Here is a 25,213-nt window from a genome sequence, read left to right on the forward strand (position 1 = left end):
GATGCGGGTGCGGGGGCGCGTAATGCCGGAGGGGTCCGAGGTCGATCTCTGGATCGACCACGGTCTCTTCTCCGTGGAGCCGATTGCGAACGCGGATTTCGTGCACGACGGTGGTTGGATTCTGCCCGGTCTCGTCGATGCCCACTGTCATGTGGGAATCGAGTACGGCGGGGGCCACACGGATCTGAGCGGCTCGATCCGGCAGGCACAAACCGAGCGAGGCGTCGGCGCGTTGCTGCTTCGTGACGCCGGGTCTCCGGTCGACACCCGCGAGTTGGACGAGCGGGACGACCTTCCTCGGATCATCAGAGCAGGCCGACACATCGCATCGCCGAAGCGGTACATACCGGGTCTGGCCATCGATATCGAGGACGAGTCGCAGCTGCCCGAGGCAGTGGCACAGCAGGCTCGATTCGGTGACGGCTGGGTCAAGCTCGTCGGCGATTGGATCGATCGCTCGGTAGGCGATCTTCGGCCGCTGTGGAACGACTCGATCCTCGTCGACGCCATAGCCGCTGCTCATGCCGAGGGCGCGCGGGTGACCGCCCATGTATTCGGCGAGGATGCGCTCCCCGGACTGATCGCGGCGGGAATCGACTGCATCGAACACGGCACCGGTCTGACCGACGAGACCATCGAGATGATGGTCGATCACCGAACTGCGCTGGTACCGACGCTCATCAACATCGAGACGTTTCCCGGAATCGCGGACTCCGCCACCCGATACCCCGTCTACGCCCGGCACATGCGGGCGCTGCACGCCCGCGTCGCCGACACCGTCGGACGGGCCCATGATGCCGGGATCTCCATCTATGCGGGAACCGATGCCGGTGGGTCGATCGCCCACGGTCGCATCGCCGACGAGGTCGCGGCACTCGCGCGCGTCGGACTCTCGCCGACGGACGCCCTCGGTGCTGCCTGCTGGGACGCTCGGTCCTGGCTGGGACGACCGGGGCTAGAGCACGGCGCACCCGCAGACCTCGTCGTCTACTCCGAGGATCCACGTGGAGGACCGGACGTGCTGGCCAACCCGGAGCTGGTGATACTGCGCGGACGCGTGACCGACAGAGGAGCCAGCACGACGAGAAGATCGGAGGCCGGTGATGACTGATCCGTACAACAGCGGCGGGCAGTTCGACCCGAACCGCCCGAGTTGGGCCGGATTGGCACCGATGAATCACGTTCAGCAGCAAGGCTCGGGACTGTCCGAGACCTACTGGCGGGCCGAACAGGCCGCTCACCAGCGTCGACGCGGCCAGCGATGGGGACTACCGGCGGCAGCGCTCGTTCTCGGCCTCAATCTGGCGGGCTTCCTGCTTCTCGGACTCGTCGTGACGACCGAGACCTCCTCTCTCTTCGTCGTGGGCATCATGATTCCCAGCCTGCTCGCCGCCGGACTGGCTGTGGCGATCTCGATGTCTCGTGGCAACGGTCCCGTCGTGGATTTCGGTCTTCCCAGATCCAGTTCCGAACTGCTGGGTCAGGTTCGATCCGGACTGGCCTGGGGTGGTGTCGCGGTGGTCGGCGGTCTACTGCTCGCGCTGGTGCTCTTGTCTAGCCTCGACCTCGAGGACCAGACCCCACTGGGCAACGTCACGGATACGGCTGTCGGATGGAAAGTCACTCTGGCCGTATGGATCTGGATCGGCGCACCGATCTGCGAGGAAACGATGTTTCGCGGCATGCTGTGGGGCGCGCTCGAGAAGCGCACCCGCCCGATGCCGATGGCCTGGCTGGGCAATCGATGGGTGGTCCTGGCGATCACGGCGGTCGTGTTCGCCATCTGGCATCGCGAATGGTGGCGCTTCGTGATTCTGCTGTGGGGCGGGCTGGCAATCGGCATCGCCAGAATGCGGACCGGCTCGATCGTGGCGTCGACCACGGCCCACTCGATGAACAACACTCTGCCTGCCCTCGTGATCCTGCTTGCTTGAGCGAGTCGTTGCCGAGGGCGATTCACGGTTCGCGGTGCTCGTCTGGCACAATGAACAGCTGTTCGCCCGTCTTCCGGTTACGTACCGCGCGGCGGTCACAACAACCTTCAACGCAAAACCGGGTTCGCATGCCGTGTGAACCGCTGAATTGCGCCGTGACCAACTTTCGAAAGGCTCCACCAGAACATGGCTGTCAAGATCAAGCTCATGCGTATCGGCAAGATCCGCACCCCGCACTACCGCGTCGTCATCTCCGATGCTCGTACCCGCCGTAACGGCCGTGCGATCGAGACCATCGGCACGTACGAGCCCAAGCAGGACCCCAGCGTCATCGAGATCAACTCCGAGCGTGCGCAGTACTGGCTGGGCGTCGGCGCGCAGCCGACCGAGCCTGTCGAGGCCCTGCTGAAGATCACCGGCGACTGGCAGAAGTTCAAGGGTCTGCCCGGCACCGAGGGAACCCTCCGCCTCGCCGAGCCCAAGCCGTCGAAGCTCGACCTGTTCAACGCCGCACTGGCGCAGGCAGATTCCGAGCCGCAGGGCGAGGCCACCACCGCGAAGAAGAAGAAGGCTCCGAAGTCCGACGACGCCGCTGCGGAGAGCACCGACGCTGCAGCAACCGAGACGGCAGACGCGCCGGCCGCCGAGGCTGCTGAGAAGTGAGTGCCGTTGTCGCCGATGCCGTCGAACATCTCGTTCGCGGCATCGTCGCCAATCCAGATGACGTTCGCGTCGAGATGATCACCGGCCGTCGTGGTCGCACCGTGGAGGTTCACGTGCACCCCGACGATCTGGGCAAGGTCATCGGTCGCGGCGGTCGTACCGCCACGGCGCTGCGCACACTCGTCTCGGGTATCGGTGGTCGCGGCATTCGTGTCGATGTGGTCGACACGGACCACTAGGTCACGCACACAATCATGGAGCTGGTCATCGGCCGTGTTGCAAAGTCGCACGGCATCAAAGGCGAAGTCGTCGTCGAGGTTCGCACCGACGACCCCGACGACCGCTTCGCAGTAGGGACCGTTCTTCGCGGCCGCAAGCCTCGATCGAACGCTGCTCCCGCCTCGTACACGGTGGACGCCGTCCGGGAACACTCCGGGCGGCTTCTGCTGCGTCTGAACGGCATCGACGACAAGACGACCGCGGACCAGATTCGCGGAACTCTGTTCATCGTCGAGTCCACGGATCTGCCGCCGTCCGACGATCCGGACGAATTCTACGATCACGAACTCGAAGGACTCACCGTCGTTCTGGCCGACGGTTCGGCAGTGGGAACGGTCCGCGAAGTCCTGCACTCGGCCGCGGGGGAGTTGCTCTCCATCCGGCCTGCCCCTGAATTCGGTCGTTCCGCAGGCTCCACTCCTGCTGCGACGTCCGGCGGAGACACACGCGCCGAAATTCTCGTTCCCTTCGTGGCCGCGATCGTCACGTCGGTGTCGTTGGCCGACAAGACGATCGAGATCGATCCGCCCGAGGGCCTGCTGGACCCGGAGTAGATCGTGCGCCTCGACGTCGTCACCATTTTCCCCGAATACCTGACTCCGCTGCGAACTGCTCTGTTGGGCAAGGCAATCGACCGCGGTCTTGTCTCTGTGGAGGTTCACGATCTGCGATCGTGGACCCATGACGTGCACAAGGCCGTCGACGATTCACCCTATGGCGGCGGACCGGGGATGGTCATGAAGCCGACGGTCTGGGGCGATGCCCTCGACCACGTGCTGACCGAGGATTCGCTCCTCGTCGTTCCTACTCCCGCCGGTGTTCCGTTCACCCAGCGCACGGCCGAACGGTGGTCAACCGAGCAACATCTGGTGTTCGCGTGCGGCCGGTACGAAGGAATCGATCAGCGGGTCTTCGACGACGCATCGCGCCGCGTACGCGTCGAAGAAGTCAGTATCGGCGACTACGTGCTCATCGGCGGCGAGGCGGCCGTCCTGGTGATGGCCGAGGCGGTGGTTCGACTCATGCCCGGAGTACTCGGCAATCAACAGTCGCACCAGGAGGATTCGTTCTCCGACGGTCTGCTCGAAGGGCCGAGCTACACGCGTCCGGCCCGGTGGCGCGAACTCGACGTTCCCGACGTCCTTCTCTCCGGCGATCACGCGAAGATAGCGGCATGGCGTCGGGCCCAGTCGTTGACTCGGACCGCCGAGCGTCGCCCGGATCTGCTCGGCGACTGAGCAATTCAGCTGATCGTGCCGCCAGGAAAAAGCATCGAGACGAATCCAGTGAGAGTGTCCCTGGCATGTAGGGCGCTGGCATCGTCACTCACGTCGACCACCGCGGTGTCCGGATAGCTCTCCATGTCGTCGGCGTAGAAGATGTCTTCCCGTGACGACAGAGCGAGGACGTAGCGATTGTCGACCCCGATCGTGCCGGTGGACAAGTGCACCCACCGATCGGAAACACAGCACATCCAGCCCTGCTTGACGGCGTGCACGCTCTCGCCCGGTAGACCGTCGACGATTCCGAAATGTTGTTTGTAGCCGTCTGCGGCAATCGGTGCCGAACGCCGCAGCATGCCGATGATGACGTCCGTCGACGCAGTCGTCAGTCCGCCGCTGCCGTTGAGCAAGCCCGCGTAGTACCCGACCAGGTCGCTCGGCGTTGTTTCGGTGTTGTACCACTGATCGTCGCCCGGTGCCGTCGTGCGTTGCAATCCGTATCGGGCCGCGACCGCGCGGACGATGTCGGACGTGCCGTAGCGGTACCACAGGGTGTAGGCGGCGTTGTCGTCGGAGAGCTCCAGCATGCTGGTCATGGTGGCCAGTTCGTCGGCCGAGACAGGGCGGTTCTCCGACTGCGCTCGGAACATCACTTCGTCGGCGATGAAGAGCTTGGACACCGATGCGGTTTCGACCTGTATGTCGGCGTTGCTGCTGTAGAAAGACCCGGTGTCGCGGTCGAGCAATGCGAAGTCGACGTCGGCACCTCGGGCCTGCGCCGACGCGATCGCCATAGGAATTCGGGCTTCCAGAGCGACGCCGTCGACCTTCTGCATGTCGGGAAAGGGCGACGCGGAGGTCTCGGCGGTTGCTTTCGCAGCGGAGTCGCCGGGTTGATCGTCCGGTGGAACCGAGCAACCTGCGGTGAAGAGCAGGGAGGCACAGACGACAGTCAGGAATCGAGACACCCTGACCATGCGTGCATCTCTCCCAGACGTTGAACCGCTGACCGACCTGTCCCACAGTAGCGGTAGGGTCCATCGCCGTGACCACTGCTCTGAAATCTGTGAACAAGCGCATAGCCGAAGAACTCGACGTTCGTGAGGAACAGGTTCGGGCCGCCGTAGAACTGCTCGACGGCGGCTCGACGGTCCCGTTCATCGCGCGGTACCGCAAGGAGGTCACCGGCACCCTCGACGATGCGCAGCTGCGTCAGCTCGACGAGCGGCTGCGGTACCTCCGTGAGCTCGACGAGCGCAGAGACGCCGTCATCGAATCCATCCGTGGTCAGGGCAAGCTCGACGACGCCCTCGAGCAGTCTCTGATGCTCGCCGATACCAAGGCGCGCGTCGAGGACATCTATCTGCCGTTCAAGCCCAAGCGTCGGACGAAAGCCCAGATTGCGCGTGAAGCGGGGCACGAGCCCGTGGCCGATGCCCTGTTCTCCGACCCCACGACGGATCCGGCGCAGTTCGATCAGGAGCAGCTCGACGGCGCGCGTGCGATTCTCGTCGAGCGCTTCGCCGAGGACGCCGACCTGGTGGGTGAACTACGCGAACTCATGTGGACCTCCGGCAAGCTGGTTGCCACTGTCCGCAAGGGCAAAGAGGAGGAGGGTGCCAAGTTCTCGGACTACTTCGAGTTCTCCGAACCCTTCACGAGCCTGCCCTCGCATCGCATCCTCGCCACCCTCAGAGGCGAGAAGGAAGAAGTACTCTCGCTCGGATTCGAGCCCGAGCGCGAAGAACCGACGCCCGGGGTGCCGAGCGTCTACGAGGGTCGGATCGCCACCAAGTTCGGAATCGCGAATCGAGGACGGCCCGCCGACAAGTGGCTGCTCGATACCGTTCGATGGGCGTGGCGTACCAAAATGCTGGTCACGGTCTCCCTCGACACCCGTATGCGACTGCGCCAGTCCGCCGAGAAGGACGCCGTCGACGTGTTCGCGAGCAACCTCAAAGACCTGCTGCTCGCCGCGCCGGCGGGCAACCGCACCACGATGGGCCTCGACCCGGGCTTCCGTACCGGCACCAAGGTTGCCATCGTCGACGCGACCGGAAAGGTCGTCGACTACGACACCATCTATCCCCACAAGCCGCAGGGCAAATGGGATCAGGCACTGGCCACTCTCGCCGGCCTCGCGGCCAAGCACAAAGTGGAGCTCATCGCCATCGGAAACGGTACGGCGTCACGCGAAACCGATTCCCTGGCAGCAGAATTGATTGCCAAGTTCCCGGCTGCGAATCTGACCAAGGTGGTGGTCTCCGAGGCCGGTGCCTCCGTCTACTCGGCGTCGGCGTACGCCTCGAGTGAACTGCCCGAACTCGACGTCTCGATCCGCGGCGCGGTCTCGATCGCACGCAGGCTGCAGGATCCGTTGGCCGAGCTGGTCAAGATCGATCCCAAGTCCATCGGCGTCGGCCAGTACCAGCACGACATCTCCGAAACCCTGCTCGCTCGTTCTCTCGGCGCCGTCGTCGAGGACGCGGTGAACGCGGTCGGTGTCGACGTCAACACAGCGTCGGTGCCACTGCTGTCGCGGGTATCCGGAATTGCCGGCTCGCTCGCCGAGAGCATCGTGGCGCACCGCGACCAGAACGGACCGTTCGCCAGCCGCAGCACCCTCAAGGACGTACCACGCCTGGGCCCCAAAGCTTTCGAGCAATGCGCCGGATTCCTCCGCATCTCCGGGGGAGAGGATCCACTCGATCGGTCGAGCGTGCACCCGGAGGCGTACCCCGTAGTGCGCCGCATCGTCGGCAAGGCCGGTGTCGGAGTGCGCGAAGTGGTCGGCAACACGGCCCTCCTGCGCCGCCTCGATCCCGCGGAATTCGTCGACGAACGATTCGGGTTGCCCACTGTCACCGACATCATCTCCGAGCTGGAGAAGCCGGGACGCGATCCGCGTCCGGAGTTCAAGACCGCCACTTTCGCGGCCGGTATCGAGAAGGTGGCCGACCTGAAGCCGGGGATGACGCTCGAAGGCGTCGTGACCAACGTGGCGGCATTCGGTGCTTTCGTCGACGTCGGTGTGCATCAGGACGGTCTCGTTCACGTCTCTGCGATGTCGCACAACTTCGTCAAGGACCCGCGTGAGGTCGTCAAATCCGGTGACGTCGTGCGCGTCAAGGTCATGGAGGTCGACCTCCCTCGTCAGCGCATCGGGTTGAGCCTGCGACTGGACGACGAGCCTGGGGCCTCCGCCGGAAAGGACGCCCCACGTGGACAACAGGGCGAACGTCCGCGGGGCCAGGGGCGAGCCGGCGGTGCCGACCAGGGCAGTCGCGGACGAGACTCACGTCCCCAGCGTGAACGCCGCGGCGGCGGCCAGCAGGCCGCACCGGCGGCCGGTTCGATGGCCGACGCGCTGCGGAAGGCCGGATTCGGAAAATAGGGACGGCTCGGTGGTCGATGCCGTCCTGGGCGGCACGGATCACGAATAGTGTGAAGTCCGACTCGCCGGTCGTTCGGTAGGAAGGACGTGAGACGCACGTGAGGTGGTTGCAACACGGGGTCATCGATCACGGTCGTCTGCCACTGCTGTGTTTCCTCCTGGGACTGCTGCTGGGCTTTCTGCTGATCCGGCTCAGCGTGAGGATGATTCGCGCAGATGTGAAGTGGTGGCCCGGCAACATCACTCCCGGTGGCCAGCACATACATCACGTCGTGTTCGGGATCGTGTTGATGCTGCTGGCAGGGATCGGCCTGATCGCGGTGTACGTCGACGGATCGCAGACGATCGGCGCGGTACTGGCCGCCGTCTTCGGCATCGGCGCTGCGCTCGTTCTCGACGAGTTCGCGTTGATCTTCTACCTCCGCGACGTCTACTGGTCGGAACAGGGCCGCACGTCGGTCGATGCCGTCTTTGCGGCCCTCGCGTTCACCGGTCTGCTGCTGCTCGGCTTCCATCCTTTGGAGCTGTTGAGCCCGGCAGACTTTCGGGCCGACCCCGATCCGTGGGTGCGCAGCGCGCTGGCACTCCTGGCGCTGATCAATCTGGCCCTTTGCGTGATCGTCCTGCTCAAGGGCAAGATCTGGACCGGATTGGTAGGGCTGTTCGTACTGCCGATCCTCGTGTTGGCGGCGATTCGGTTGAGCCGACCGAGCGCGCCGTGGGCGAGGTGGCGCTACACCAGCAGGCCGAAGAAGATGGAGAGAGCTCTGCGGCGCGAGAAGCGCTGGCGCAGACCGCTCATCAGAGCCAAGATCTATTTGCAGGACGCGATCGCGGGCAAACCGAGTATCGTCCATGCACGCGAGGCCACCGAGGACGAGTTGGCGCGTGTGGTGGTGCCGGCACCGGTGTCGGGTGCTGCCGTCTCACCCCGCGCGGAGTCGATTTCGCCGTAGGCATCATGGTCTGGCACAATGGTCGGGTTGCCTCTAGCAGGCACGGACCTCACTCGGAGTACGAACCAGTCGAGCCGCGCAGTCAGCGAGCCGCTCGGTTCCTCTACTCAAGCGCAGAACGCAAGGATGGCACAACCGATGAACACTCTGGACTTTCTCGACAATCAGTCGCTGCGTGGCGACATCCCCGATTTCCGCCCCGGCGACACCCTGAACGTGCACGTCAAGGTCATCGAAGGCTCGAAGGAGCGTATTCAGATCTTCAAGGGCGTCGTCATCCGACGTCAGGGCGGTGGCGTTCGCGAGACGTTCACGGTTCGTAAGGTCTCGTTCGGCGTCGGCGTCGAGCGCACCTTCCCGGTGCACAGCCCCAACATTGCGCAGTTCGAGGTCCTCACCCGCGGTGACGTCCGTCGCGCCAAGCTCTACTACCTCCGCGATCTGCGTGGCAAGGCTGCCAAGATCAAGGAAAAGCGCTGACCGGTTTCGCCCGGCTCCACATAGCTCCCATCATGCCGCGTCGCCCCTTCGGGCGGCGCGGCATGATGCGTCTCGGCCGGTCCGAAACGCCGGTGCAGAGACCGTCCGGCCGTGCAGACGAGCGTTCCGGCTAACCTGTTGACGTGACGCAGTCCCCACAGGATCCGACCGATGAGCCCGACGACGAGTCTTCGCAGAACAAGCGTCGGGATCGCAAGCCACGATCGTTCTGGCGAGAGCTTCCGATTCTCATTCTGGTAGCGCTCGTGTTGAGTTTTCTGCTCCAGACATTCGTCGCTCGGGTGTACTTGATCCCGTCCGAATCGATGGAGCCGACTCTGCACGGCTGCGCGGGCTGTACCGGCGACCGGATCGTGGTCGAAAAGATCGGTTACCGTTTCGGAGACCCGAAGCCCGGCGACATCGTCGTCTTTCGTGGTCCGGATTCTTGGAACGACGAATTCGTCTCGCAGCGCTCCGACAATTCGATTGTCCGCGGGGCGCAAGAAGTGGGCTCCTTGATCGGCGTCGTCGCCCCGGACGAGAACGATCTGGTCAAGCGCGTCATTGCCACCGGCGGTCAGACCGTCGAGTGCTGTGACGATCAGGGCCGAGTACTCGTCGATGGAAAGCCCTTGGACGAGCCGTACATTCAGATGGATTTCCCGTTCGCGCCCGGGACGATGACCTGCGATACCGAACTGAAGTCGGGACGCTGCTTCGACCCCGTGACCGTTCCGGAGGGCAACATCTGGGTGATGGGAGACAACCGGAGCAACTCACGAGACTCCCGCTATCACGTCACCGACGAATTCACCGGTACCGTTCCGATCGACAACGTGATCGGTAAGGCTGTCTTCATTGCGCTGCCACCGTCACGGACCGGCCTCCTGGATTCTCCCGACATTCAAGGTCGATGACGACGGCCCCCCGCCGCGTGCCCCGTGCACGAGCGACTCTGACGCGGTCGTCGTGGCCGCCACGTCCGGTCATCCGGCGGGCTGCCGGTTTGCGGACGATGGAGTCGGCCTTGGAGCGCGGAGGTCTCGGGCCGGTTGCGGGCGTGGACGAAGCAGGTCGGGGAGCGTGCGCCGGCCCGTTGACGGTGGCGGCATGCGTACTCGGTGCGCGCGCCCACGCAGCGCTGGCCGATCTGGACGACTCGAAGAAATTGACCGAGCGCCGACGCGAGGAACTGTTCCCCAAGATCCAGAAGCTGGCACTGGCATGGAGCGTGGTGTTCATCGACGCTGCCGAGGTCGATCGCATCGGGGTGCACGTGGCGAACATCGAGGGAATGCGTCGCGCAGTTGCCGGGCTCGGAGTGACCCCCGGGTACGTGCTCACCGACGGCTTTCGGGTGCCCGGCCTGCCGGTTCCGTCGCTACCGGTGATCGGCGGCGACGCCACCGCCGCGTGCATCGCTGCCGCGAGCGTGCTGGCGAAGGTCTCACGCGATCGGCTGATGGTACAGATGGACGAAGAGATTCCGGGCTACGGATTCGCCGTCCACAAGGGCTACAGCACGCGGGCTCATTCGGCCGCCATGATCGCTCTCGGCCCCAGCCGAGAACATCGAATGTCGTATGCGAATGTCGCTGCGGCGGCCGCGGGCTCGGCTGGGGATCCACCCGTGGGTCGTGCCGCAGGCACCACTCGGAACGGCGACGCCGTGGGGCGAATGGACTGCCGCGACGCAGGTGCGCGATGATTGCTTTTCACGCCCGACTGGAGGATGAAAGAAACCGATGAGTGCCGAAGATCTCGAAAAGTACGAAACCGAGATGGAGCTCTCGCTGTATCGCGAGTATCGGGACATCGTAGGTCAGTTCAACTACGTGGTCGAAACCGAACGTCGGTTCTATCTGGCGAACTCCGTCGAACTCATTCCGCACAACGCCGACGGTGAGATCTACTTCGAATTGCGGATGTCGGATTCGTGGGTGTGGGATATGTATCGCCCCGCCCGTTTCGTCAAGCACGTCCGAGTGATCACGTTCAAGGACGTCAACATCGAAGAGTTGGACAAACCAGACCTTCGCCTTCCGGAATAGCTCGCTGCGGCGAACGCCGCGGCACGCGGCAGCCGACGACGGCTCGCGGGCGTGTGAAACACACCAGGCCTCGCGCCGACGAGTTGTCGAACCGGTGTTCGCCGATTATGACCGTGATTGTTCGAGAAATTGGACAGCCGACCAAATCGTTCCGCATGTCCTGTTTCATCGTCGGTTTCGGTGGGGGCCAGCTCCGGCAGGTAACGGCACGGGAGATTCTCGTCCCGAAAGTAACTGCGTAACAAAGGCATTCGATTCCGACGTCTATTTTCTCGAAATGTGCCACCATATCCGGACTGATATTCGCCGATTCGACACGTTGCGTAACACCAGCACTTCTTTGCGCCGATACGAGAATCGGTGGTAGAACTTGAATATCACATCCCCCAGACGTGTAAGAGGTACGAGATGGCACGCAAGACGCTTGTGCAGATGATCGACGATGTCGATGGATCGGTAATCAAAGACGGCCAAGGTGAATCCATCGAATTCGGCATCGGTGGAAACCAGTACCGCATCGATTTGAACCTCAAGCATGCAAACGAATTGCATGAACAGTTGGCTTTCTGGATCGAGCACGCAGAGAAGGTCTCCGGACGCCGTACCCGTAAGGGCGGCGCTGCTCCGGCACCGGCTCGCGGAAAAGTCGATCTTCAGGACATTCGAGCATGGGCACGCGAGAACGGCCACGAGGTCAGTGCTCGGGGCCGCATCAGTCAGGACGTGCAGGCAGCATACGAGGCCGCCCACTGATCATCCGGTAGCGCCGACTTCGTCGGTGCCACAAAACGCTCCACCGGCACCCGTTTCCTGGTGTCGACGCTCGGCATCAGCTCCGTCCGAATTCTGAATTCGGGCGGAGTTTTGTGCGTGGGGGCCACTGCCTCAGGGCCGTTGTCACTCGCCGACGCTGTAACTCGCCCACGCTGTAACACGAAGGTCCGACAATGCCGACAATTTGTCTCCGCACATCTGCCCGTTCGTGCACAGGCGAGCAGTTGTCCACAGGGTAATCGCCCACCTGCGCATTCTTTGTTTCTCCTCGATTCGGACGTGCCACCTTCGGTACCACCGAATCGGCCGCGAAGTACGGCCGGAGAGTGGAGGAATGCGGATATGGCGACCAATCAGGAACTCGGTGCGCGCGGTGAGGACCTCGCGGTGCGCCATCTCGAGGACATCGGGCTCGAGGTGATCGAGCGGAACTGGCGGCATCGATCCGGTGAGCTCGACATCATCGCGCGCGAGGGTGACACCATGGTGTTCGTCGAGGTGAAGACGCGTTCGGGAATCGGTTACGGAACGCCTGCCGAGGCTGTGACGTACACCAAGCAGGTGCGGATCAGGGGGCTTGCGCTGTCGTGGCTTGCCCTGCAACAGGGTCCGTGGGTGCAGATCAGATTCGACGTGATCGCGATCGTGGTCGGGAGAGACGACAATCCGGTGATCACTCACATCCGGGCTGCGTTCTGATGCCACTCGGGAGAGCGCATTCGGTTGCGGTCAACGGTGTCGACGGTGTGCTGGTGGAAATCGAAGCCGATATCGGGCAGGGCTTGCCCGGCACTCATCTGGTCGGTCTGCCCGATACCGCGCTGAACGAGTCGCGAGATCGCGTGAAAGCTGCCGTGAAGAACTCGGGTGGCACGTGGCCGGACAGCCGGGTGATTCTCGCGCTGTCGCCCGCAACGTTGCCCAAGGGTGGATCGGTGTACGACCTCGCTCTCGCGTTGTCTGTTCTCGATGCGGCGAAGGCCATTCCGCGCGGGAGTCTGTCGGAGACGGTGTTTCTGGGCGAACTCGCTCTGGACGGCCGGCTCAGGGCGGTTCGCGGGGTCTTGCCCGGTGTGCTTGCGGTCAAGGGTGCAGGTTGGCAACGGGTGGTGGTCCCGATGCAGTGTCTACCCGAGGCGGGCCTGGTGGACGGTATCGACGTGTTGGGCGCAGGCTCGCTCGGGGATGTCGTGGCGTGGCTTCGCGGCGAGCAAGCCTTGGAATCGCCGGTGCCGACCGAGTGGCATCAGGAGATCTATCCGGATCTCAGTGATGTAGCCGGACAGGCGGATGCCCGGTGGGCTCTGGAAGTCGCCGCCGCAGGCGCACACCACATCATGTTGACCGGTCCGCCGGGAATCGGCAAAACAATGCTGGCGCAGCGTCTTCCGGGGATTCTGCCGCCGCTGACCGAGTCCGAGGCGCTCGAGGTGACGGCCATCCATTCGGTGGCCGGGTTGTTGACCACTGCGCGACCGCTCATCACATCGCCGCCGTTCATTGCACCTCATCATTCGACGTCGGTGAGCGCCTTGGTGGGTGGGGGAACGGGAATGGCCAAGCCGGGAGCGGTCAGTCGCGCGCATCGCGGAGTCCTGTTTCTGGACGAGTGCGCCGAGATGAGCGTTCGCGTACTGGAGGCTCTGCGGACTCCGTTGGAGGACGGTGAGATTCGCATTGCTCGTCGAGACGGTGTGGCGAGATATCCGGCTCGATTTCAGCTGGTTCTGGCGGCGAACCCGTGCCCGTGCGCACCTGCGCGACAGGTCGATTGTGTCTGTGCGCCCACTGCTCGGCGCAAATATCTCGGAAAGCTTTCGGGGCCGTTGCTGGACCGTGTCGATCTCCGCATACAGATGATGGGTGTCGCGACGGGAGCGCTGGTCGACGAGGTGGGGGAGGGAACGAGTGAGATCCGCGCACGCGTGACCGGAGCCAGGGACGCGGCCGCCCACCGGTGGCAGGATTTCGGCTGGAGAACAAATGCAGAAGTCCCGGGACCTGCGCTACGGCAACGGTTTCGGCTGGCGCGCTCGACGCTCGCGCCGGTGGAGCGTGCGCTGCGGAACGGATCGTTGACCGCGCGGGGAGCAGACAGGGCGATACGGGTGGCGTGGACGCTGAGCGACCTCGCAGGTGGCACGGTTCCGGGTGCCGACGAGGTCGGAGCCGCACTGGATTTCCGCGACAGGGGAGTGGCATGACCCACGACGCACGCCGACTCGCGTGGGCATATCTGTCGCGGGTGGCGCAGGGCCCGCATCGACTCGTGGTCGACCATGCCGCGGCGCACGGCCCGGAAGCGGCCGCTGCGGCGGTGCGGGCAGGCCGATTGGGCGAGCGGCTCGAGGTACGTGCCCACATCGACACCGCTGCAGCCGATCTCGATCACATCGGCGCGCTGGGTGGCCGGTTGATCACTCCCGACGACGACGAGTGGCCGGCGTGGAGATTCCTCGGCTTCGACGGATCGGGTCTGACCGCAGGGGTGGACACCTGTCCTCCGATTGCGTTGTGGGCGCTCGGAAATCGGCCCGTCGCAACGGCCACCGAAAGATCGGTGTCGATCGTGGGGACCCGTGCATCGAGCCCGTACGGGGATCACGTGACCGCAGAAATTTCGGCAGACCTCGCACTCGACGGTTGGACCATCATTTCGGGAGCGGCCTTCGGGATCGATGCCGCGGCGCATCGGGCGGCTCTCGGAGTAGAGGGAACGACGATGGCGGTGCTCGCCTGTGGCGTCGACCGTGCGTATCCGGCGGGGCATTCGCGATTGCTGCGACAGATAGCCGATCACGGGCTGGTCCTGAGCGAATACGCACCGGGCACCACCCCTGCCAAGCATCGATTCCTCGCTCGCAACAGACTCGTTGCGGCACTCGGATCGGCAGTAGTGGTGGTCGAGGCAGGGTGGCGCAGCGGGGCTCGCAACACTGCGGCATGGGCGAAAAAACTGGGTCGTCCGGTACTCGCGGTTCCCGGCCCGGTCACATCACCCACGTCCAAGGGGTGCCATCGCATGATCCGCGACGGCGAGGCCGTGCTGGTGTCGAGCTCGCACGATGTCGTTGCCGAGGCCGGTGCCCTCGGGTCGCCGGAGGAATGGCGGCCCGACCTCTTTCGGGAGACGGATGCGCTCTCGGAGACCGGATTGTTGATCTACGACGCGTTGCCGGCAACCGGGTCGCTGTCGAGCCGCGAGTTGTCCGAACAGTCCGGTGTGCCGATCGGCAAGGTGCGCGCTGCACTGCCTGTGCTGGAAATGGACGGCTTCGTTGCCAGCGACGAGACGGGGTGGTTCCGCGTGGTGCGGGGATGAACACCACGCTCGCCGTGCCCCGAAGGTAGGGTGTTAGGTAATGCTTAGTCGGTGCAGCACGCATCGACGTCGTTCGCTCGAAGAGGGGTCCGAAGTGCCACGCAAGAAAACCACCCTGTCCGTCCTGCGCACCGAGGCGCTCACCCCGCACATGTACCGGGTGTACCTCGGCGGAGAGAATTTCGACGACTTCGACGCGATCAAGGAGACCGACGCCTACGTCAAGCTGTTCTTCGGAACCGACGACGATCCGATCATGCGCACCTACACCGTTCGATCCGTCGACACGAGTGCGCGCGAGATCGCGATCGACTTCGTGGTGCACGGCGACGAAGGAGTTGCCGGGCCGTGGGCCACTAAGGCGAAGCCGGGGGACGAGATGTCGTTCTTCGGTCCGTCCGGTGGGTACGTCCCTCGACCCGACGCGGACTGGCATCTGTTCGCAGGTGACGAATCGGCGATTCCCGCTATCTCGGCCGCCGTGGAGGCGCTGCCCGAAGACGCCATCGCCAAAGTCTTCATCGAAGTTGCCGACCGTCACGACGAGATCTACATGGAGACGCTCGCCGTCGTCGATGTCACCTGGGTTCACCGGGGTGCATCCTCGAACGACGTCGGCGACGACCTGGCCGGCGACAACGCTCCCTTGATCGCAGCAGTCAAGGGCACGGAATGGCTGCCCGGCCAGGCGCAGGTTTTCGTGCACGGTGAGGCCCAGGCCGTGATGCACAACATCCGGCCCTACATTCGCAAGGAGCGTGGGGTCGGTGCCGAGTGGGCATCGATCTCGGGCTACTGGCGTCGAGGGCGGACCGAGGAGAACTTCCGAGTGTGGAAGCGCGAGCTCGCGCAGGCCGAAGCCGGTGTCGACGCCTGAACGGGCGACGGCTCGTGACGGTCGGCGTGTCCGGTTGTCGCGGAGCGTGGGAGCGCTCAAGCTGAGCCGATGACCGATTCGCTGCCGCCCCATCTCGGCATCCACATCGAAGAGTTCGCCGAACACCTTCGACTCGGTCGAGAGCGATCCGAGCACACCATCCGCGCCTACGTCGCGGATGCTCGATCGCTCCTCGCGCATCTGGCGGACTCCGACCCCGAAGCGACCATCGCCGATCTCGATCTCCGCGCTGTGCGCTCCTGGTTGGCGAAGTATTCGGCGGCCGGTGCGGCCAGAACCTCGATGGCCAGGCGAACATCGTCGGCGCGGACCTTCGGCAAGTGGCTCGAGCGGGTGGGAGCGGTGCAGATCGGGCCTGCAGAACGGTTGGCAGCACCGTCGAGTCACCGGACTCTGCCCGGTGTACTGCGCCACAATCAAGCGGCCGAGGCATTGGCCGCTGCCGAATCGGGTGCTGCCGAGCTCGATCCGATCGCGCTGAGAGACCGGCTCATCGTCGAGCTCCTGTACGCAACCGGGGTCCGCGTCGGAGAGCTGTGCGGACTCGACATCGACGACGTCGACACCGATCGCCGCCTGATTCGCGTTCTGGGTAAAGGAAACAAGGAACGTTCTGCGCCGTACGGTATGCCGGCAGCACACGCACTGGAGAACTGGCTCGTCAGCGGCAGGCCGGAATTGGCCGATGAGCGATCCGGGGCCGCGCTGTTGCTGGGTAGACGAGGTGGGCGGCTCGACCAGCGGCAGGCCAGAACAGCAGTTCATGCCGTGCTCGACACCGTTCCCGGTGGCCCCAGCCTCGGTCCGCACGGCTTGCGCCACACAGCAGCGACCCATCTCCTCGAAGGCGGTGCCGATCTCAGGGTGGTGCAGGAGTTGCTGGGGCACGCCTCCCTCGCGACCACGCAGATCTACACTCACGTATCGGTCGAACGGTTGCGTGCCGTGCACGATCAGGCTCACCCCCGAGCGTGAGTCGAGCGTCGGCGGCGCTGCGTTTGGTAGCGTCATCACCGACCAACAAGACCGAATACGGGGGACCGTGGACCGCGACCGACCGCAAGGTACTTCGGAGCCGTGGTCGATGCATGGCCGTCAGGACTTCGTGGCGCAGGGCCAGGAGCCCGGCGACCGAAGCGGCACGGCATCGGAGACCGGTTCTCGGCCTGCATCATCGGAGCCGAGTTCGCGATCGCCTCGGCAGCCGCCACCCTGGCAGACGCCCGATTCGATCGACCGACGGGCCGTTCCGCCCCGGTACAACCCACCCGTGCCGCTCGAGCCGGGTCCGGTGGCCCCGGAGCCCAACCGACACTTGCCCGTACAGTCGCGGCCCGAGGAGTTTCCGGCACCGACTGGAGGTTGGTCGCCCCAACCGTGGGCGGGTGCCCCCAATCCGTATCGGCCCAACAGTCAGGACCTCGGCGCGGATTCGCTGCTCAAGCGTCCCAAGCGCGCGTCGAACTCCGGATGGCGTCGAGGCGTTCACCGGCTGACCGGTGGTGTCATCAATCCGGGTGAGTCGACCGCTGAGGAGCGGTACCGAAATCAGGTCGAGCGCATCCGCCAACCTGTGCTCGGTGACTACCGGATCGCGTTCCTCTCGCTCAAGGGTGGTGTCGGCAAGACGACGACCACTCTCGGCCTCGGTTCGACGTTCGCGTCGTTGCGGGGAGATTGTGTCATCGCAGTGGACGCGAACCCCGATTTCGGCACCCTCGGAGAGCGGGTTCCGCGGCAGACGGCGTCGACCGTCCGAGACCTGTTGGCCGCCGCACCGAACATTCGGCGCTACTCCGACATTCGCGAGCACACCTCGCAGGCACCGAGTCGACTGGAAGTGCTTGCGGGAGAGCGCGACCCGGCGGCGTCGGAAATGTTCGGCGAAGAGGACTACCGAGCCGTCATCGACATGCTGCAGGTCTACTACAACCTGATCCTGACCGATTGCGGAACCGGCATCATGCACTCGGCGATGAACGGGGTGCTGCAACTGGCGAATGCGCTGGTTCTGGTCAGCTCGCCGGCGGTCGACGGTGCGCGCAGTGCAGCGGCGACGTTGGACTGGCTGGAGCTGCACGGTTACGGACACCTGGTCGAGCGAACGGTAGTGGTGATCAGCTCGGTTCGTCCTGGCTCGTCGGCAGTGGACATGAACCTGCTGCAGCAGCATTTTCTCGAGCGCTGTCGAGCCGTCCTCGTCGTTCCGTTCGACGAGCATCTGGCCGAGGGTGCCGTGGTCGATCTCGACATGTTGCGCCCCCAGACCAGGAGCGCATTCGTCGAGCTCGCCGCCATGGTCGCGGACGATTTTCCAGCAGCGTCCGGCAGACACTCCGGCCCCCCGCGCTGACGATCACCGGCTCGGTCCGTCCACTGGTTTCAGTCTGATCGGACGGGTGCGCACCAGAGCCGTCGGATCGAGGTATTCGCGGCCCCGCCTGATGCCCCAGTGCAGACATGCGGACGAGCAGCCCTCGTGTCCGGACGCCAGCGAACCCAGCACCGTTCCGCGTCGGACCCGGGTTCCTGCTGCAACCGAGGCCGTCACCGGCTCGTACGTCGATCGCAGTCCTCCCGGATGGTCGACCGACACGACGGGTTTCCCCGCGACCGAACCGGCGAACACCACCGTGCCGTCGGCCACCGCCAGTACGGATCGGCCCTCCTCGGCGGCCAGGTCGACACCGCGGTGTCCGGGAAGCCAATTCTGGTCGGGGCGGTCGAACGGGGTGACGATGCGGGGCTTCGGTTGCAACGGCCAGGTGAAGTCGCCCGGAGCGGCCGATGCCACCGCCGTCGAGAGCGAGAGGGCGACCACGACGCCGATCGACGATGCCCGTAGTGCGAGACGAATGTTCACCCGTCGACCATCTCCCGAATCCGAGCATCGAAACGACAGCGAACGTCGATTGTGGACGGCGGACTTCTTTGTCCACAGGTAGCGGAATCTCTTGACAGTCGGGCCTGGTTATGACGGGGGGCGCGGCAGGTCTACACTCGTAGATGCGGCCTGTGCGTGCACGGGTCGACTTCGCGCGTCCGCTTTCTTCGCATCGACTGCCACGGCAGAACTACCGATACGAGAACCGGTTGTCGGCGGTCCTGAGGATCCTCGAGATTCGCAGGTCCGGCAACTCCAGCGGCCGCCAGGGCAGAGGTCACCGACACTCTGCGTCAACCGCACCATCGAAAGAGAGTTCTTCAGCCATGGCTGTAGTAACAATGAAGCAGCTGCTCGACAGCGGCACACACTTCGGACACCAGACCCGTCGCTGGAACCCGAAGATGAAGCGATTCATCTTCACCGACCGCAACGGCATCTACATCATCGACTTGCAGCAGACTCTGACCTTCATCGACAAGGCCTACGAGTTCGTCAAAGAGACCGTCGCCCACAATGGCACGGTTCTGTTCGTCGGAACCAAGAAGCAGGCACAGGAGTCCATCGCCGCTGAGGCGACCCGCGTGGGCATGCCCTACGTGAACCAGCGCTGGCTCGGTGGCATGCTCACCAACTTCCAGACTGTGCACAAGCGTCTGCTCCGCCTCAAGGAGCTCGAGGCCATGGAGCAGACCGGTGGCTTCGAGGGACGCACCAAGAAGGAAATCCTCATGCTCACGCGTGAGATGACCAAGCTCGACCGCACCCTCGGTGGCATCCGGGACATGGCCAAGGTTCCGTCGGCCATCTGGATCGTCGACACCAACAAGGAGCATCTCGCCGTTGCCGAGGCTCGCAAGTTGAACATCCCGGTCATCGCGATCCTCGACACCAACTGCGATCCCGACGTGGTCGACTACCCGATCCCGGGCAACGACGACGCGATCCGTTCCGCTGCGCTGCTGACCAAGGTCGTCGCATCCGCAGTCGCCGAGGGCGTGCAGGCGCGAGCAGGTCAGAACACTGCATCCGACGCCAAGCCCGAGGTCGGCGCAGGCGAGCCCCTCGCCGAATGGGAGCTCGAGCAGCTCCAGCAGGCGTCACCGGCAGCCGACGCACCGGCAACAGAGGCACCGGCAGCAGAGGAAGCTCCGGCAACCGACGCTCCCGCTGCAGAGGCTCCGGCAGCAGAGGAAGCACCGGCCGCTCAGGCTTGATCGAATTCGGTCCCGGTTCACCGAAGTGGGGTGGGCCGGGGCCGCTTCGGTATGTCAGGGTGGTCGTCGCGTCAGCTCTGAAGTGAGCCCGTCGATCACGCCTGAGAACAGCATTTTTCGTCAACGCCCGTAACCAGACTTTGAGGAGGCTCGCCCACGATGGCGAACTACACTGCCGCCGACGTCAAGCGGCTTCGTGAGCTCACCGGCTCCGGAATGATGGACTGCAAGAACGCGCTCGCCGAGAACGACGGCGACTACGACAAGGCCGTCGAGTACCTGCGTATCAAGGGTGCCAAGGACGTCGGCAAGCGCGCCGAGCGCAACACCGCCGAGGGCCTCGTCGTCGCCGAAGGTGGCGTGCTCGTGGAGATCAACTCCGAGACCGACTTCGTGGCCAAGAACGACGAGTTCCAGACGTTCGCCGCGTCCGTCGCGTCGACGGCTGCAGCAGGCAAGCCGGCCGATGTCGACGCCCTCAAGGCGCTCGACCTGAACGGCAAGACCGTCGAAACGGCCCTGAACGAGTTGTCGGCCAAGATCGGCGAGAAGCTGGAAATCCGCCGCGTCGTGTCCTACGAGGGCAACACCGCGACGTACCTGCACAAGCGCAGCGCGGACCTGCCGCCTGCCGTCGGCGTGCTGGTCGAATACACCGGTGACGGCGACGCCGCAGGCGATGCCGCTCGCGCGGCCGCCATGCAGATCGCCGCGCTCAAGGCCAAGTACGTCAGCCGTGACGAGGTCCCCGAGGATCTGGTTGCGGCCGAGCGTCGCATCGCCGAAGAGACCGCTCGCGAAGAAGGCAAGCCGGAGCAGGCTCTACCGAAGATCGTCGAAGGTCGCGTCAACGGATTCTTCAAGGACGTCGTTCTCACCGAGCAGAAGTCGGTTCAGGACGGCAACAAGACCGTGAAGGCCATTCTCGACGAGGCCGGCGTGACCATCACCCGCTTCTCTCGATTCGAGGTCGGCGCCAGCTAGTCTGCGCACCTGTCGGTCGAGGCGATGCCGTTCATTCGATTCCATCGAGTGGGCGGCATCGTTCGTGCGCAGGGCAGGTGGGAGTGCAGGTCGGAGCCGTGTCCACCGATCGGGTGTCGATAGGGCAGGATGATCGGTGAGTAGACCGTAGTGTTCGACGAGTACCGAGGAGAGCTATGACCGATCCGGCCCCTGACCGTCCCGGGTTCCGACGTGTGATGCTCAAACTGGGTGGGGAGATGTTCGGTGGCGGCCAAGTAGGGCTCGACCCGGATGTCGTGAACAACGTTGCCGAACAGATCGCCGAGGTGGTGGCCACCGGAGTTCAGGTCGCCGTGGTGATCGGTGGCGGAAACTTCTTCCGTGGTGCCGAACTGCAGCAGCGCGGAATGGATCGATCTCGCTCGGACTACATGGGCATGCTCGGCACGGTCATGAATTGCCTTGCACTGCAGGATTTCCTGGAAAAGCAGGGAGTGGCAACCAGGGTGCAGACGGCAATCACCATGGGCCAGGTCGCGGAGCCGTACTTACCGCTACGCGCGCGCAGGCACCTGGAGAAGGGCCGCGTGGTGATCTTCGGGGCCGGGATGGGGATGCCGTACTTCTCCACCGACACCACGGCCGCACAGCGCGCTCTCGAAATCGGAGCCGAGGTGCTGCTGATGGCAAAGGGCGTCGACGGCGTGTACTCGGCAGATCCGCGCCTGGACCCCGACGCGACGATGTTCGACACGATCACCCACCGCGAGGCGATCGAGCAGGGACTCAAAGTCGCCGACGCGACGGCCTTCAGCCTCTGCATGGACAACCAGATGCCGATGTTGGTGTTCAATTTGTTGGTTCAAGGAAACATTGCTCGCGCCGTGGCGGGCGAGAAGATCGGCACGCTGGTCACGTCGTGAACGTCACCGACAAGACCGCGGGCGAATCGAGAACGAAGACGATGGAGGACAGATCGTGATTGACGAAGCGCTCTTCGACGCCGAAGAGAAGATGGAAAAGGCCGTATCGGTTGCACGTGACGATCTGTCCTCGATCCGTACCGGGCGTGCCAACCCCGGAATGTTCTCGCGCATCGTCATCGAGTACTACGGAGCGCCGACGCCGATCACTCAGCTGGCGAGCATCAGCGTTCCGGAAGCTCGTCTGGTCGTGATCAAGCCGTACGAGTCGAATCAGCTGGGGCCGATCGAAACCGCGATCCGCAACTCGGACCTCGGCGTGAACCCCACGAACGACGGCAACCTGATTCGTATCGGTGTGCCGCAGTTGACCGAGGAACGACGCCGCGAATTCGTCAAGCAGGCGAAGGGCAAGGGCGAGGACGCGAAGGTCTCCATTCGCAACGTTCGCCGCAAGACGATGGAAGAGCTCAAGCGAATCCAGAAGGACGGCGAAGCGGGCGAGGACGACGTCGTGCGCGCGGAAAACGAGCTCGACAAGACGACCGCCAAGTACACCGCGTCGGTGGACGAACTCGTCAAGCGCAAAGAGGGCGAGTTGATGGAGGTCTGACCTCCGAGGGGAGTGGCTTTCACGACGGCAGACGATGAATCGCGAGGAGTTGACGACAGTGGTGGGACCGGATCGGCAGGAGGGCAGCGGTACGCCCGCTGCCTCGTCCGGGGTCGCTGCCGCGAAGTCCGCCGGGAAAGCCGGCCGTAATCTGCCTGCCGCGATCGGCGTCGGCGGCAGCTTGGGTATCGGGTTGATTCTCGTGCTCGTGTTCGTCCCGCTGGTGTGGATCGGTGTCGTCGCGGTTGCGTTGGCGGTCGCGACGTACGAGGTCTCCAAGCGGCTCCGTGAGGGCGGTGTGCTGGTTCCGCGCATCCCGCTGATTCTCGGCGGTCAGGCCATGATCTGGCTGGGCTGGCCGTTCGGTGCCGTCGGAGTACTCAGTGCCGCGGTGGGCACCGTTGTGGTCTGTATGGTGTGGCTGTTACTCCGTCAAGGGTTCGGCACCGCACCGAAGAATTACCTCGAAGAACTCTCGGTCACCGTTCTGGTGGCCTGTTGGTTACCGCTCCTGGCCTCGTTCGCCGTTCTGATGGTTCTGCAGGACAACGGTGCCGGCCGCATCCTGGTGTTCGTCATCGGCGTCGTCTGTTCGGATGTCGGCGGTTACATCGCCGGCGTGTTGTTCGGCAAACACCCGATGGCACCGGCGATCAGCCCGAAGAAGTCCTGGGAGGGGCTCGTCGGGTCGCTCATCTTCTGCGTCATCGGTTGCCTGCTGACGGTGACCCTGATCCTCGAGGCGAACTCGATGATCGGTGTGTTGCTGGGAGTCGTGCTTGTCGTCACGGGCACCCTGGGTGACCTCATCGAATCGCAGGTCAAGCGCGACCTGAGAATCAAGGACATGGGCTCGTTGCTCCCCGGGCACGGCGGCATCATGGACCGACTCGACTCGCTGCTGCCGTCGGCGTTCGTTGCATGGCTCGTCTTCACCGTCCTGCTCTGAAACGACTCGATCGGACGATGCGCGGAAACCGCGGCGGGGTGATCCCCAGTCCCAACATCTGGCACTGGCCGCACCTGTACGAGGCAGAGAACCGTGCTCAAGATGTCGACGGTGCCGTGTTCGAGGCGATCAGGTCGGTCGCGGACTGGGCGTCCAAGACAGTTGTCGACGTGGGCTGCGGAAGCGGATTTCACCTTCCGATCTTTGCCGCCGATGCCGACGGTGTGCTGGGTATCGAGCCGCACGAACCGCTTGCGGCCGCGGCGAGATCGCGGGTGGCCGGCCTCTCGAACGTCGACGTGAAGGTCGCTCGAGCAGATTCGCTACCGGTCGCCGACGCGAGCATCGACCTCGTTCATGCCCGCACGGCGTACTTCTTCGGCCCCGGCTGCGGTCCGGGTATCCGAGAGGCGATGCGCGTCCTCCGGCCCGGCGGCGCACTGGTCGTGGTCGACCTCGACGCGACGGCGTCGCCGTACGGTGACTGGATGCGTGCGGATCTTCCGCAGTACGACCCTGCGGCCGTCGAGGCATTCTTCGATGCGCAGGGGTTCGAGCTGCTCCGCGTCGGCACCAGATGGACGTTTCCCAACCGTCGGACCTTGCGCGAGGTGATGGGAATCGAATTCTCCCCGCGAGTAGCGCGTATGGCGGCAGGGGAGGTCGACGGACTCGCTCTGGATGTGCGCTATCGCATCCACGTTCGGTACAAACCGACGGGAGTCGAATTGCGCTGAGGTGAGCCCGCGCACCTCAGCGCCGAGTGATCAGGACGCGCCGGAGATTCCGAAAACCTCGGCGAGTTCGCTGATCTTGAGCGCCTTCGCCAGCCGAGGCAGGTCGCTACCGTCTTTGACGTGAGCACCGTCGGCACCGAGAGCATCGATCACATCGCGTGCCCAGGACACGTCCGTGGGTGAGGGTGCCAATTCGCGGTTGACGATGGCCACCTGATCGGTGTGCATGCACAGTTTGCCTGCCATGCCCATCGACAGCGTCAAGGCTGCATCGCGTCCGAGGATGCTGTCGTTCGCGGTCAACGTCGGACCGTCGATGGGTCCGGGCAGTCGTGCCACCCGTGAGGAGACGACCAGGCGCGAGCGGGGGTAGGCCATGGCCAGTGGATCGTCACTCATACCGGTGTCGCGTCGGAAGTCGCCGCTGCCGAAAGCGAGACGGAAGGTCGAATCCGCGCGGGCGATCTCGGTAGCCGCTTCGAGGCCCATGGCCGACTCGACCAACGCCAGAATCGGGGTACCGGGTGCCAGGCGGGCCGCGGTCGCCTCGACCTGTCCACCGCTTTCGGTCTTGGCGAGCATGACGCCGACCAGACCGGGGAGACCGGACAACGCGGCGAGATCGTCGGCCCAGTACGGGGTTGTTGCATCGTTGATGCGCACCCATGCGGAATTGCCCTGGCTCAGCCACTGAACAACAGCCTCGCGTGCGGCGGGCTTCTTGGCCGGAGCGACGGCGTCCTCGATGTCGAGGATGACGGCATCGACTCCCGACGCGACTGCATCGCCGAAGGTGTCGGGCTTGGTTGCGGGCACCAGCAGCCAGGACCGCGCGCGGTCGGGGGCAACGCCGGATGCCACTGGTGTCTCCATGAAAGTTGTCACGTCATGCTCCTCGAGTGAAGTGGGGCACCCACAGCCTGATCGATTCAGTGAGTCAGCGCCAG

At 64.4% G+C, this 25,213-nt stretch carries 28 protein-coding genes; 25 read left to right on the forward strand and 3 right to left on the reverse strand.

What is annotated here, in order from left to right; all coding sequences use genetic code 11:
- Window position 1: 1 nt before the first annotated feature.
- The 6 genes from ACQR3T_RS05360 (at window position 2) to trmD (ending at window position 4,114) form a co-directional block, all read left to right on the forward strand.
- Complete coding sequence (locus tag ACQR3T_RS05360) at window positions 2-1,111, forward strand: amidohydrolase family protein (RefSeq protein ID WP_428692710.1); 1,110 nt, start codon at window positions 2-4, stop codon at window positions 1,109-1,111.
- The gene (locus ACQR3T_RS05365; RefSeq protein WP_032377036.1) at window positions 1,104-1,934 is read left to right on the forward strand and encodes a CPBP family intramembrane glutamic endopeptidase; all 831 of its coding nucleotides are present in this window, start codon (window positions 1,104-1,106) and stop codon (window positions 1,932-1,934) included. The genes ACQR3T_RS05360 and ACQR3T_RS05365 overlap by 8 nt, the downstream gene beginning before the upstream one ends.
- Window positions 1,935-2,120: 186 nt before the next feature.
- Entirely contained in the window at window positions 2,121-2,597 is a 477-nt protein-coding gene (gene rpsP / locus ACQR3T_RS05370) for a 30S ribosomal protein S16 (protein WP_032377037.1), read from the forward strand.
- Window positions 2,594-2,836, forward strand: coding sequence for an RNA-binding protein (locus ACQR3T_RS05375; RefSeq protein ID WP_008717313.1), 243 nt, complete (start codon window positions 2,594-2,596; stop codon window positions 2,834-2,836). Before rpsP ends, ACQR3T_RS05375 begins: the two co-directional genes overlap by 4 nt.
- Before the next feature lie 15 nt (window positions 2,837-2,851).
- Window positions 2,852-3,430: a ribosome maturation factor RimM gene (rimM, locus tag ACQR3T_RS05380; protein ID WP_032377038.1), complete on the forward strand. Its 579-nt coding sequence runs from the start codon at window positions 2,852-2,854 to the stop codon at window positions 3,428-3,430.
- Window positions 3,431-3,433: 3 nt separating this feature from the next.
- Entirely contained in the window at window positions 3,434-4,114 is a 681-nt protein-coding gene (trmD, locus tag ACQR3T_RS05385; RefSeq protein ID WP_032377039.1) for a tRNA (guanosine(37)-N1)-methyltransferase TrmD, read from the forward strand.
- Window positions 4,115-4,119: 5 nt separating this feature from the next.
- Here the strand turns inward: trmD and ACQR3T_RS05390 are convergent, their stop codons facing one another.
- Window positions 4,120-5,076, reverse strand: a complete 957-nt coding sequence (locus tag ACQR3T_RS05390) for a serine hydrolase (protein ID WP_032377040.1) — start codon at window positions 5,074-5,076, stop codon at window positions 4,120-4,122.
- Between the two features lie 68 nt (window positions 5,077-5,144).
- On the opposite strand from ACQR3T_RS05390, the gene ACQR3T_RS05395 reads away from it, so the two are divergent.
- The 13 genes from ACQR3T_RS05395 (at window position 5,145) to ACQR3T_RS05455 (ending at window position 18,330) form a co-directional block, all read left to right on the forward strand.
- Window positions 5,145-7,493 (forward strand): Tex family protein, encoded by a 2,349-nt coding sequence (locus ACQR3T_RS05395; RefSeq protein WP_032377041.1) that lies wholly within the window; start codon window positions 5,145-5,147, stop codon window positions 7,491-7,493.
- Between the two features lie 107 nt (window positions 7,494-7,600).
- Complete coding sequence (locus ACQR3T_RS05400) at window positions 7,601-8,449, forward strand: hypothetical protein (RefSeq protein ID WP_032378187.1); 849 nt, start codon at window positions 7,601-7,603, stop codon at window positions 8,447-8,449.
- 138 nt (window positions 8,450-8,587) lie between these two features.
- Entirely contained in the window at window positions 8,588-8,929 is a 342-nt protein-coding gene (rplS, locus tag ACQR3T_RS05405) for a 50S ribosomal protein L19 (protein ID WP_032378188.1), read from the forward strand.
- 143 nt (window positions 8,930-9,072) lie between these two features.
- Window positions 9,073-9,849 (forward strand): signal peptidase I, encoded by a 777-nt coding sequence (lepB, locus tag ACQR3T_RS05410; RefSeq protein WP_032377042.1) that lies wholly within the window; start codon window positions 9,073-9,075, stop codon window positions 9,847-9,849.
- Window positions 9,846-10,640 carry a ribonuclease HII gene (locus tag ACQR3T_RS05415; RefSeq protein ID WP_196248413.1) on the forward strand — a complete coding sequence of 265 codons (795 nt, stop codon included), beginning with the start codon at window positions 9,846-9,848 and terminating at the stop codon, window positions 10,638-10,640. Before lepB ends, ACQR3T_RS05415 begins: the two co-directional genes overlap by 4 nt.
- Before the next feature lie 37 nt (window positions 10,641-10,677).
- A complete protein-coding gene (locus tag ACQR3T_RS05420; protein WP_008717288.1) occupies window positions 10,678-10,983 on the forward strand; it encodes a DUF2469 domain-containing protein in 306 nt (101 codons plus the stop codon).
- A 408-nt stretch (window positions 10,984-11,391) separates the two neighbouring features.
- On the forward strand, window positions 11,392-11,736 hold the full coding sequence (locus tag ACQR3T_RS05425; protein WP_032377043.1) for a histone-like nucleoid-structuring protein Lsr2: 345 nt from the start codon (window positions 11,392-11,394) through the stop codon (window positions 11,734-11,736).
- Between the two features lie 363 nt (window positions 11,737-12,099).
- Window positions 12,100-12,456: a YraN family protein gene (locus ACQR3T_RS05430; RefSeq protein ID WP_032377044.1), complete on the forward strand. Its 357-nt coding sequence runs from the start codon at window positions 12,100-12,102 to the stop codon at window positions 12,454-12,456.
- The gene (locus ACQR3T_RS05435) at window positions 12,456-13,961 is read left to right on the forward strand and encodes a YifB family Mg chelatase-like AAA ATPase (RefSeq protein ID WP_032377045.1); all 1,506 of its coding nucleotides are present in this window, start codon (window positions 12,456-12,458) and stop codon (window positions 13,959-13,961) included. Before ACQR3T_RS05430 ends, ACQR3T_RS05435 begins: the two co-directional genes overlap by 1 nt.
- On the forward strand, window positions 13,958-15,079 hold the full coding sequence (gene dprA, locus ACQR3T_RS05440) for a DNA-processing protein DprA (RefSeq protein ID WP_032377046.1): 1,122 nt from the start codon (window positions 13,958-13,960) through the stop codon (window positions 15,077-15,079). Before ACQR3T_RS05435 ends, dprA begins: the two co-directional genes overlap by 4 nt.
- 94 nt (window positions 15,080-15,173) lie before the next feature.
- Entirely contained in the window at window positions 15,174-15,956 is a 783-nt protein-coding gene (locus ACQR3T_RS05445) for a siderophore-interacting protein (protein ID WP_428692711.1), read from the forward strand.
- Window positions 15,957-16,025: 69 nt separating this feature from the next.
- Window positions 16,026-16,952, forward strand: coding sequence for a tyrosine recombinase XerC (locus tag ACQR3T_RS05450; RefSeq protein ID WP_032377048.1), 927 nt, complete (start codon window positions 16,026-16,028; stop codon window positions 16,950-16,952).
- 109 nt (window positions 16,953-17,061) lie between these two features.
- Window positions 17,062-18,330 (forward strand): AAA family ATPase, encoded by a 1,269-nt coding sequence (locus ACQR3T_RS05455; RefSeq protein WP_428692712.1) that lies wholly within the window; start codon window positions 17,062-17,064, stop codon window positions 18,328-18,330.
- Between the two features lie 3 nt (window positions 18,331-18,333).
- On the opposite strand, the gene ACQR3T_RS05460 is transcribed toward ACQR3T_RS05455, so the two are convergent.
- Window positions 18,334-18,840, reverse strand: a complete 507-nt coding sequence (locus ACQR3T_RS05460; RefSeq protein ID WP_155290948.1) for a M23 family metallopeptidase — start codon at window positions 18,838-18,840, stop codon at window positions 18,334-18,336.
- Between the two features lie 347 nt (window positions 18,841-19,187).
- Between ACQR3T_RS05460 and rpsB the strand changes: the two genes are divergently transcribed.
- The 6 genes from rpsB (at window position 19,188) to ACQR3T_RS05490 (ending at window position 24,266) form a co-directional block, all read left to right on the forward strand.
- The gene (rpsB, locus tag ACQR3T_RS05465; RefSeq protein ID WP_032377049.1) at window positions 19,188-20,078 is read left to right on the forward strand and encodes a 30S ribosomal protein S2; all 891 of its coding nucleotides are present in this window, start codon (window positions 19,188-19,190) and stop codon (window positions 20,076-20,078) included.
- Between the two features lie 159 nt (window positions 20,079-20,237).
- A complete protein-coding gene (gene tsf, locus ACQR3T_RS05470; RefSeq protein WP_032377050.1) occupies window positions 20,238-21,062 on the forward strand; it encodes a translation elongation factor Ts in 825 nt (274 codons plus the stop codon).
- Window positions 21,063-21,238: 176 nt separating this feature from the next.
- On the forward strand, window positions 21,239-21,967 hold the full coding sequence (gene pyrH / locus ACQR3T_RS05475; RefSeq protein ID WP_032377051.1) for a UMP kinase: 729 nt from the start codon (window positions 21,239-21,241) through the stop codon (window positions 21,965-21,967).
- A gap of 55 nt (window positions 21,968-22,022) precedes the next feature.
- On the forward strand, window positions 22,023-22,580 hold the full coding sequence (gene frr / locus ACQR3T_RS05480) for a ribosome recycling factor (protein ID WP_027496705.1): 558 nt from the start codon (window positions 22,023-22,025) through the stop codon (window positions 22,578-22,580).
- A gap of 34 nt (window positions 22,581-22,614) precedes the next feature.
- Window positions 22,615-23,529, forward strand: a complete 915-nt coding sequence (locus ACQR3T_RS05485) for a phosphatidate cytidylyltransferase (RefSeq protein WP_032377052.1) — start codon at window positions 22,615-22,617, stop codon at window positions 23,527-23,529.
- 17 nt (window positions 23,530-23,546) lie between these two features.
- Window positions 23,547-24,266, forward strand: coding sequence for a class I SAM-dependent methyltransferase (locus tag ACQR3T_RS05490; RefSeq protein ID WP_428693063.1), 720 nt, complete (start codon window positions 23,547-23,549; stop codon window positions 24,264-24,266).
- 30 nt (window positions 24,267-24,296) lie between these two features.
- On the opposite strand, the gene ACQR3T_RS05495 is transcribed toward ACQR3T_RS05490, so the two are convergent.
- On the reverse strand, window positions 24,297-25,139 hold the full coding sequence (locus ACQR3T_RS05495) for an HpcH/HpaI aldolase/citrate lyase family protein (protein WP_032403192.1): 843 nt from the start codon (window positions 25,137-25,139) through the stop codon (window positions 24,297-24,299).
- Between the last annotated feature and the right edge of the window lie 74 nt (window positions 25,140-25,213).

Source organism: Rhodococcus sp. IEGM1428 (assembly GCF_050321865.1).
Lineage (GTDB): Bacteria > Actinomycetota > Actinomycetes > Mycobacteriales > Mycobacteriaceae > Rhodococcoides.

Coding starts and splice junctions, on each gene's coding strand:
- ACQR3T_RS05485 (WP_032377052.1), top strand. CDS start 22,615: ATGAATCGCGAGGAGTTGACGACAGTGGTGGGACCGGATCGGCAGGAG.
- ACQR3T_RS05435 (WP_032377045.1), top strand. CDS start 12,456: ATGCCACTCGGGAGAGCGCATTCGGTTGCGGTCAACGGTGTCGACGGT.
- ACQR3T_RS05495 (WP_032403192.1), bottom strand. CDS start 25,139: ATGGAGACACCAGTGGCATCCGGCGTTGCCCCCGACCGCGCGCGGTCC.
- rpsP (WP_032377037.1), top strand. CDS start 2,121: ATGGCTGTCAAGATCAAGCTCATGCGTATCGGCAAGATCCGCACCCCG.
- ACQR3T_RS05430 (WP_032377044.1), top strand. CDS start 12,100: ATGGCGACCAATCAGGAACTCGGTGCGCGCGGTGAGGACCTCGCGGTG.
- ACQR3T_RS05420 (WP_008717288.1), top strand. CDS start 10,678: ATGAGTGCCGAAGATCTCGAAAAGTACGAAACCGAGATGGAGCTCTCG.
- rpsB (WP_032377049.1), top strand. CDS start 19,188: ATGGCTGTAGTAACAATGAAGCAGCTGCTCGACAGCGGCACACACTTC.
- rimM (WP_032377038.1), top strand. CDS start 2,852: ATGGAGCTGGTCATCGGCCGTGTTGCAAAGTCGCACGGCATCAAAGGC.
- ACQR3T_RS05450 (WP_032377048.1), top strand. CDS start 16,026: ATGACCGATTCGCTGCCGCCCCATCTCGGCATCCACATCGAAGAGTTC.
- ACQR3T_RS05490 (WP_428693063.1), top strand. CDS start 23,547: ATGCGCGGAAACCGCGGCGGGGTGATCCCCAGTCCCAACATCTGGCAC.
- dprA (WP_032377046.1), top strand. CDS start 13,958: ATGACCCACGACGCACGCCGACTCGCGTGGGCATATCTGTCGCGGGTG.
- ACQR3T_RS05390 (WP_032377040.1), bottom strand. CDS start 5,076: ATGGTCAGGGTGTCTCGATTCCTGACTGTCGTCTGTGCCTCCCTGCTC.
- ACQR3T_RS05415 (WP_196248413.1), top strand. CDS start 9,846: ATGACGACGGCCCCCCGCCGCGTGCCCCGTGCACGAGCGACTCTGACG.
- ACQR3T_RS05455 (WP_428692712.1), top strand. CDS start 17,062: ATGCATGGCCGTCAGGACTTCGTGGCGCAGGGCCAGGAGCCCGGCGAC.
- ACQR3T_RS05360 (WP_428692710.1), top strand. CDS start 2: ATGCGGGTGCGGGGGCGCGTAATGCCGGAGGGGTCCGAGGTCGATCTC.
- rplS (WP_032378188.1), top strand. CDS start 8,588: ATGAACACTCTGGACTTTCTCGACAATCAGTCGCTGCGTGGCGACATC.
- ACQR3T_RS05365 (WP_032377036.1), top strand. CDS start 1,104: ATGACTGATCCGTACAACAGCGGCGGGCAGTTCGACCCGAACCGCCCG.
- tsf (WP_032377050.1), top strand. CDS start 20,238: ATGGCGAACTACACTGCCGCCGACGTCAAGCGGCTTCGTGAGCTCACC.
- ACQR3T_RS05425 (WP_032377043.1), top strand. CDS start 11,392: ATGGCACGCAAGACGCTTGTGCAGATGATCGACGATGTCGATGGATCG.
- pyrH (WP_032377051.1), top strand. CDS start 21,239: ATGACCGATCCGGCCCCTGACCGTCCCGGGTTCCGACGTGTGATGCTC.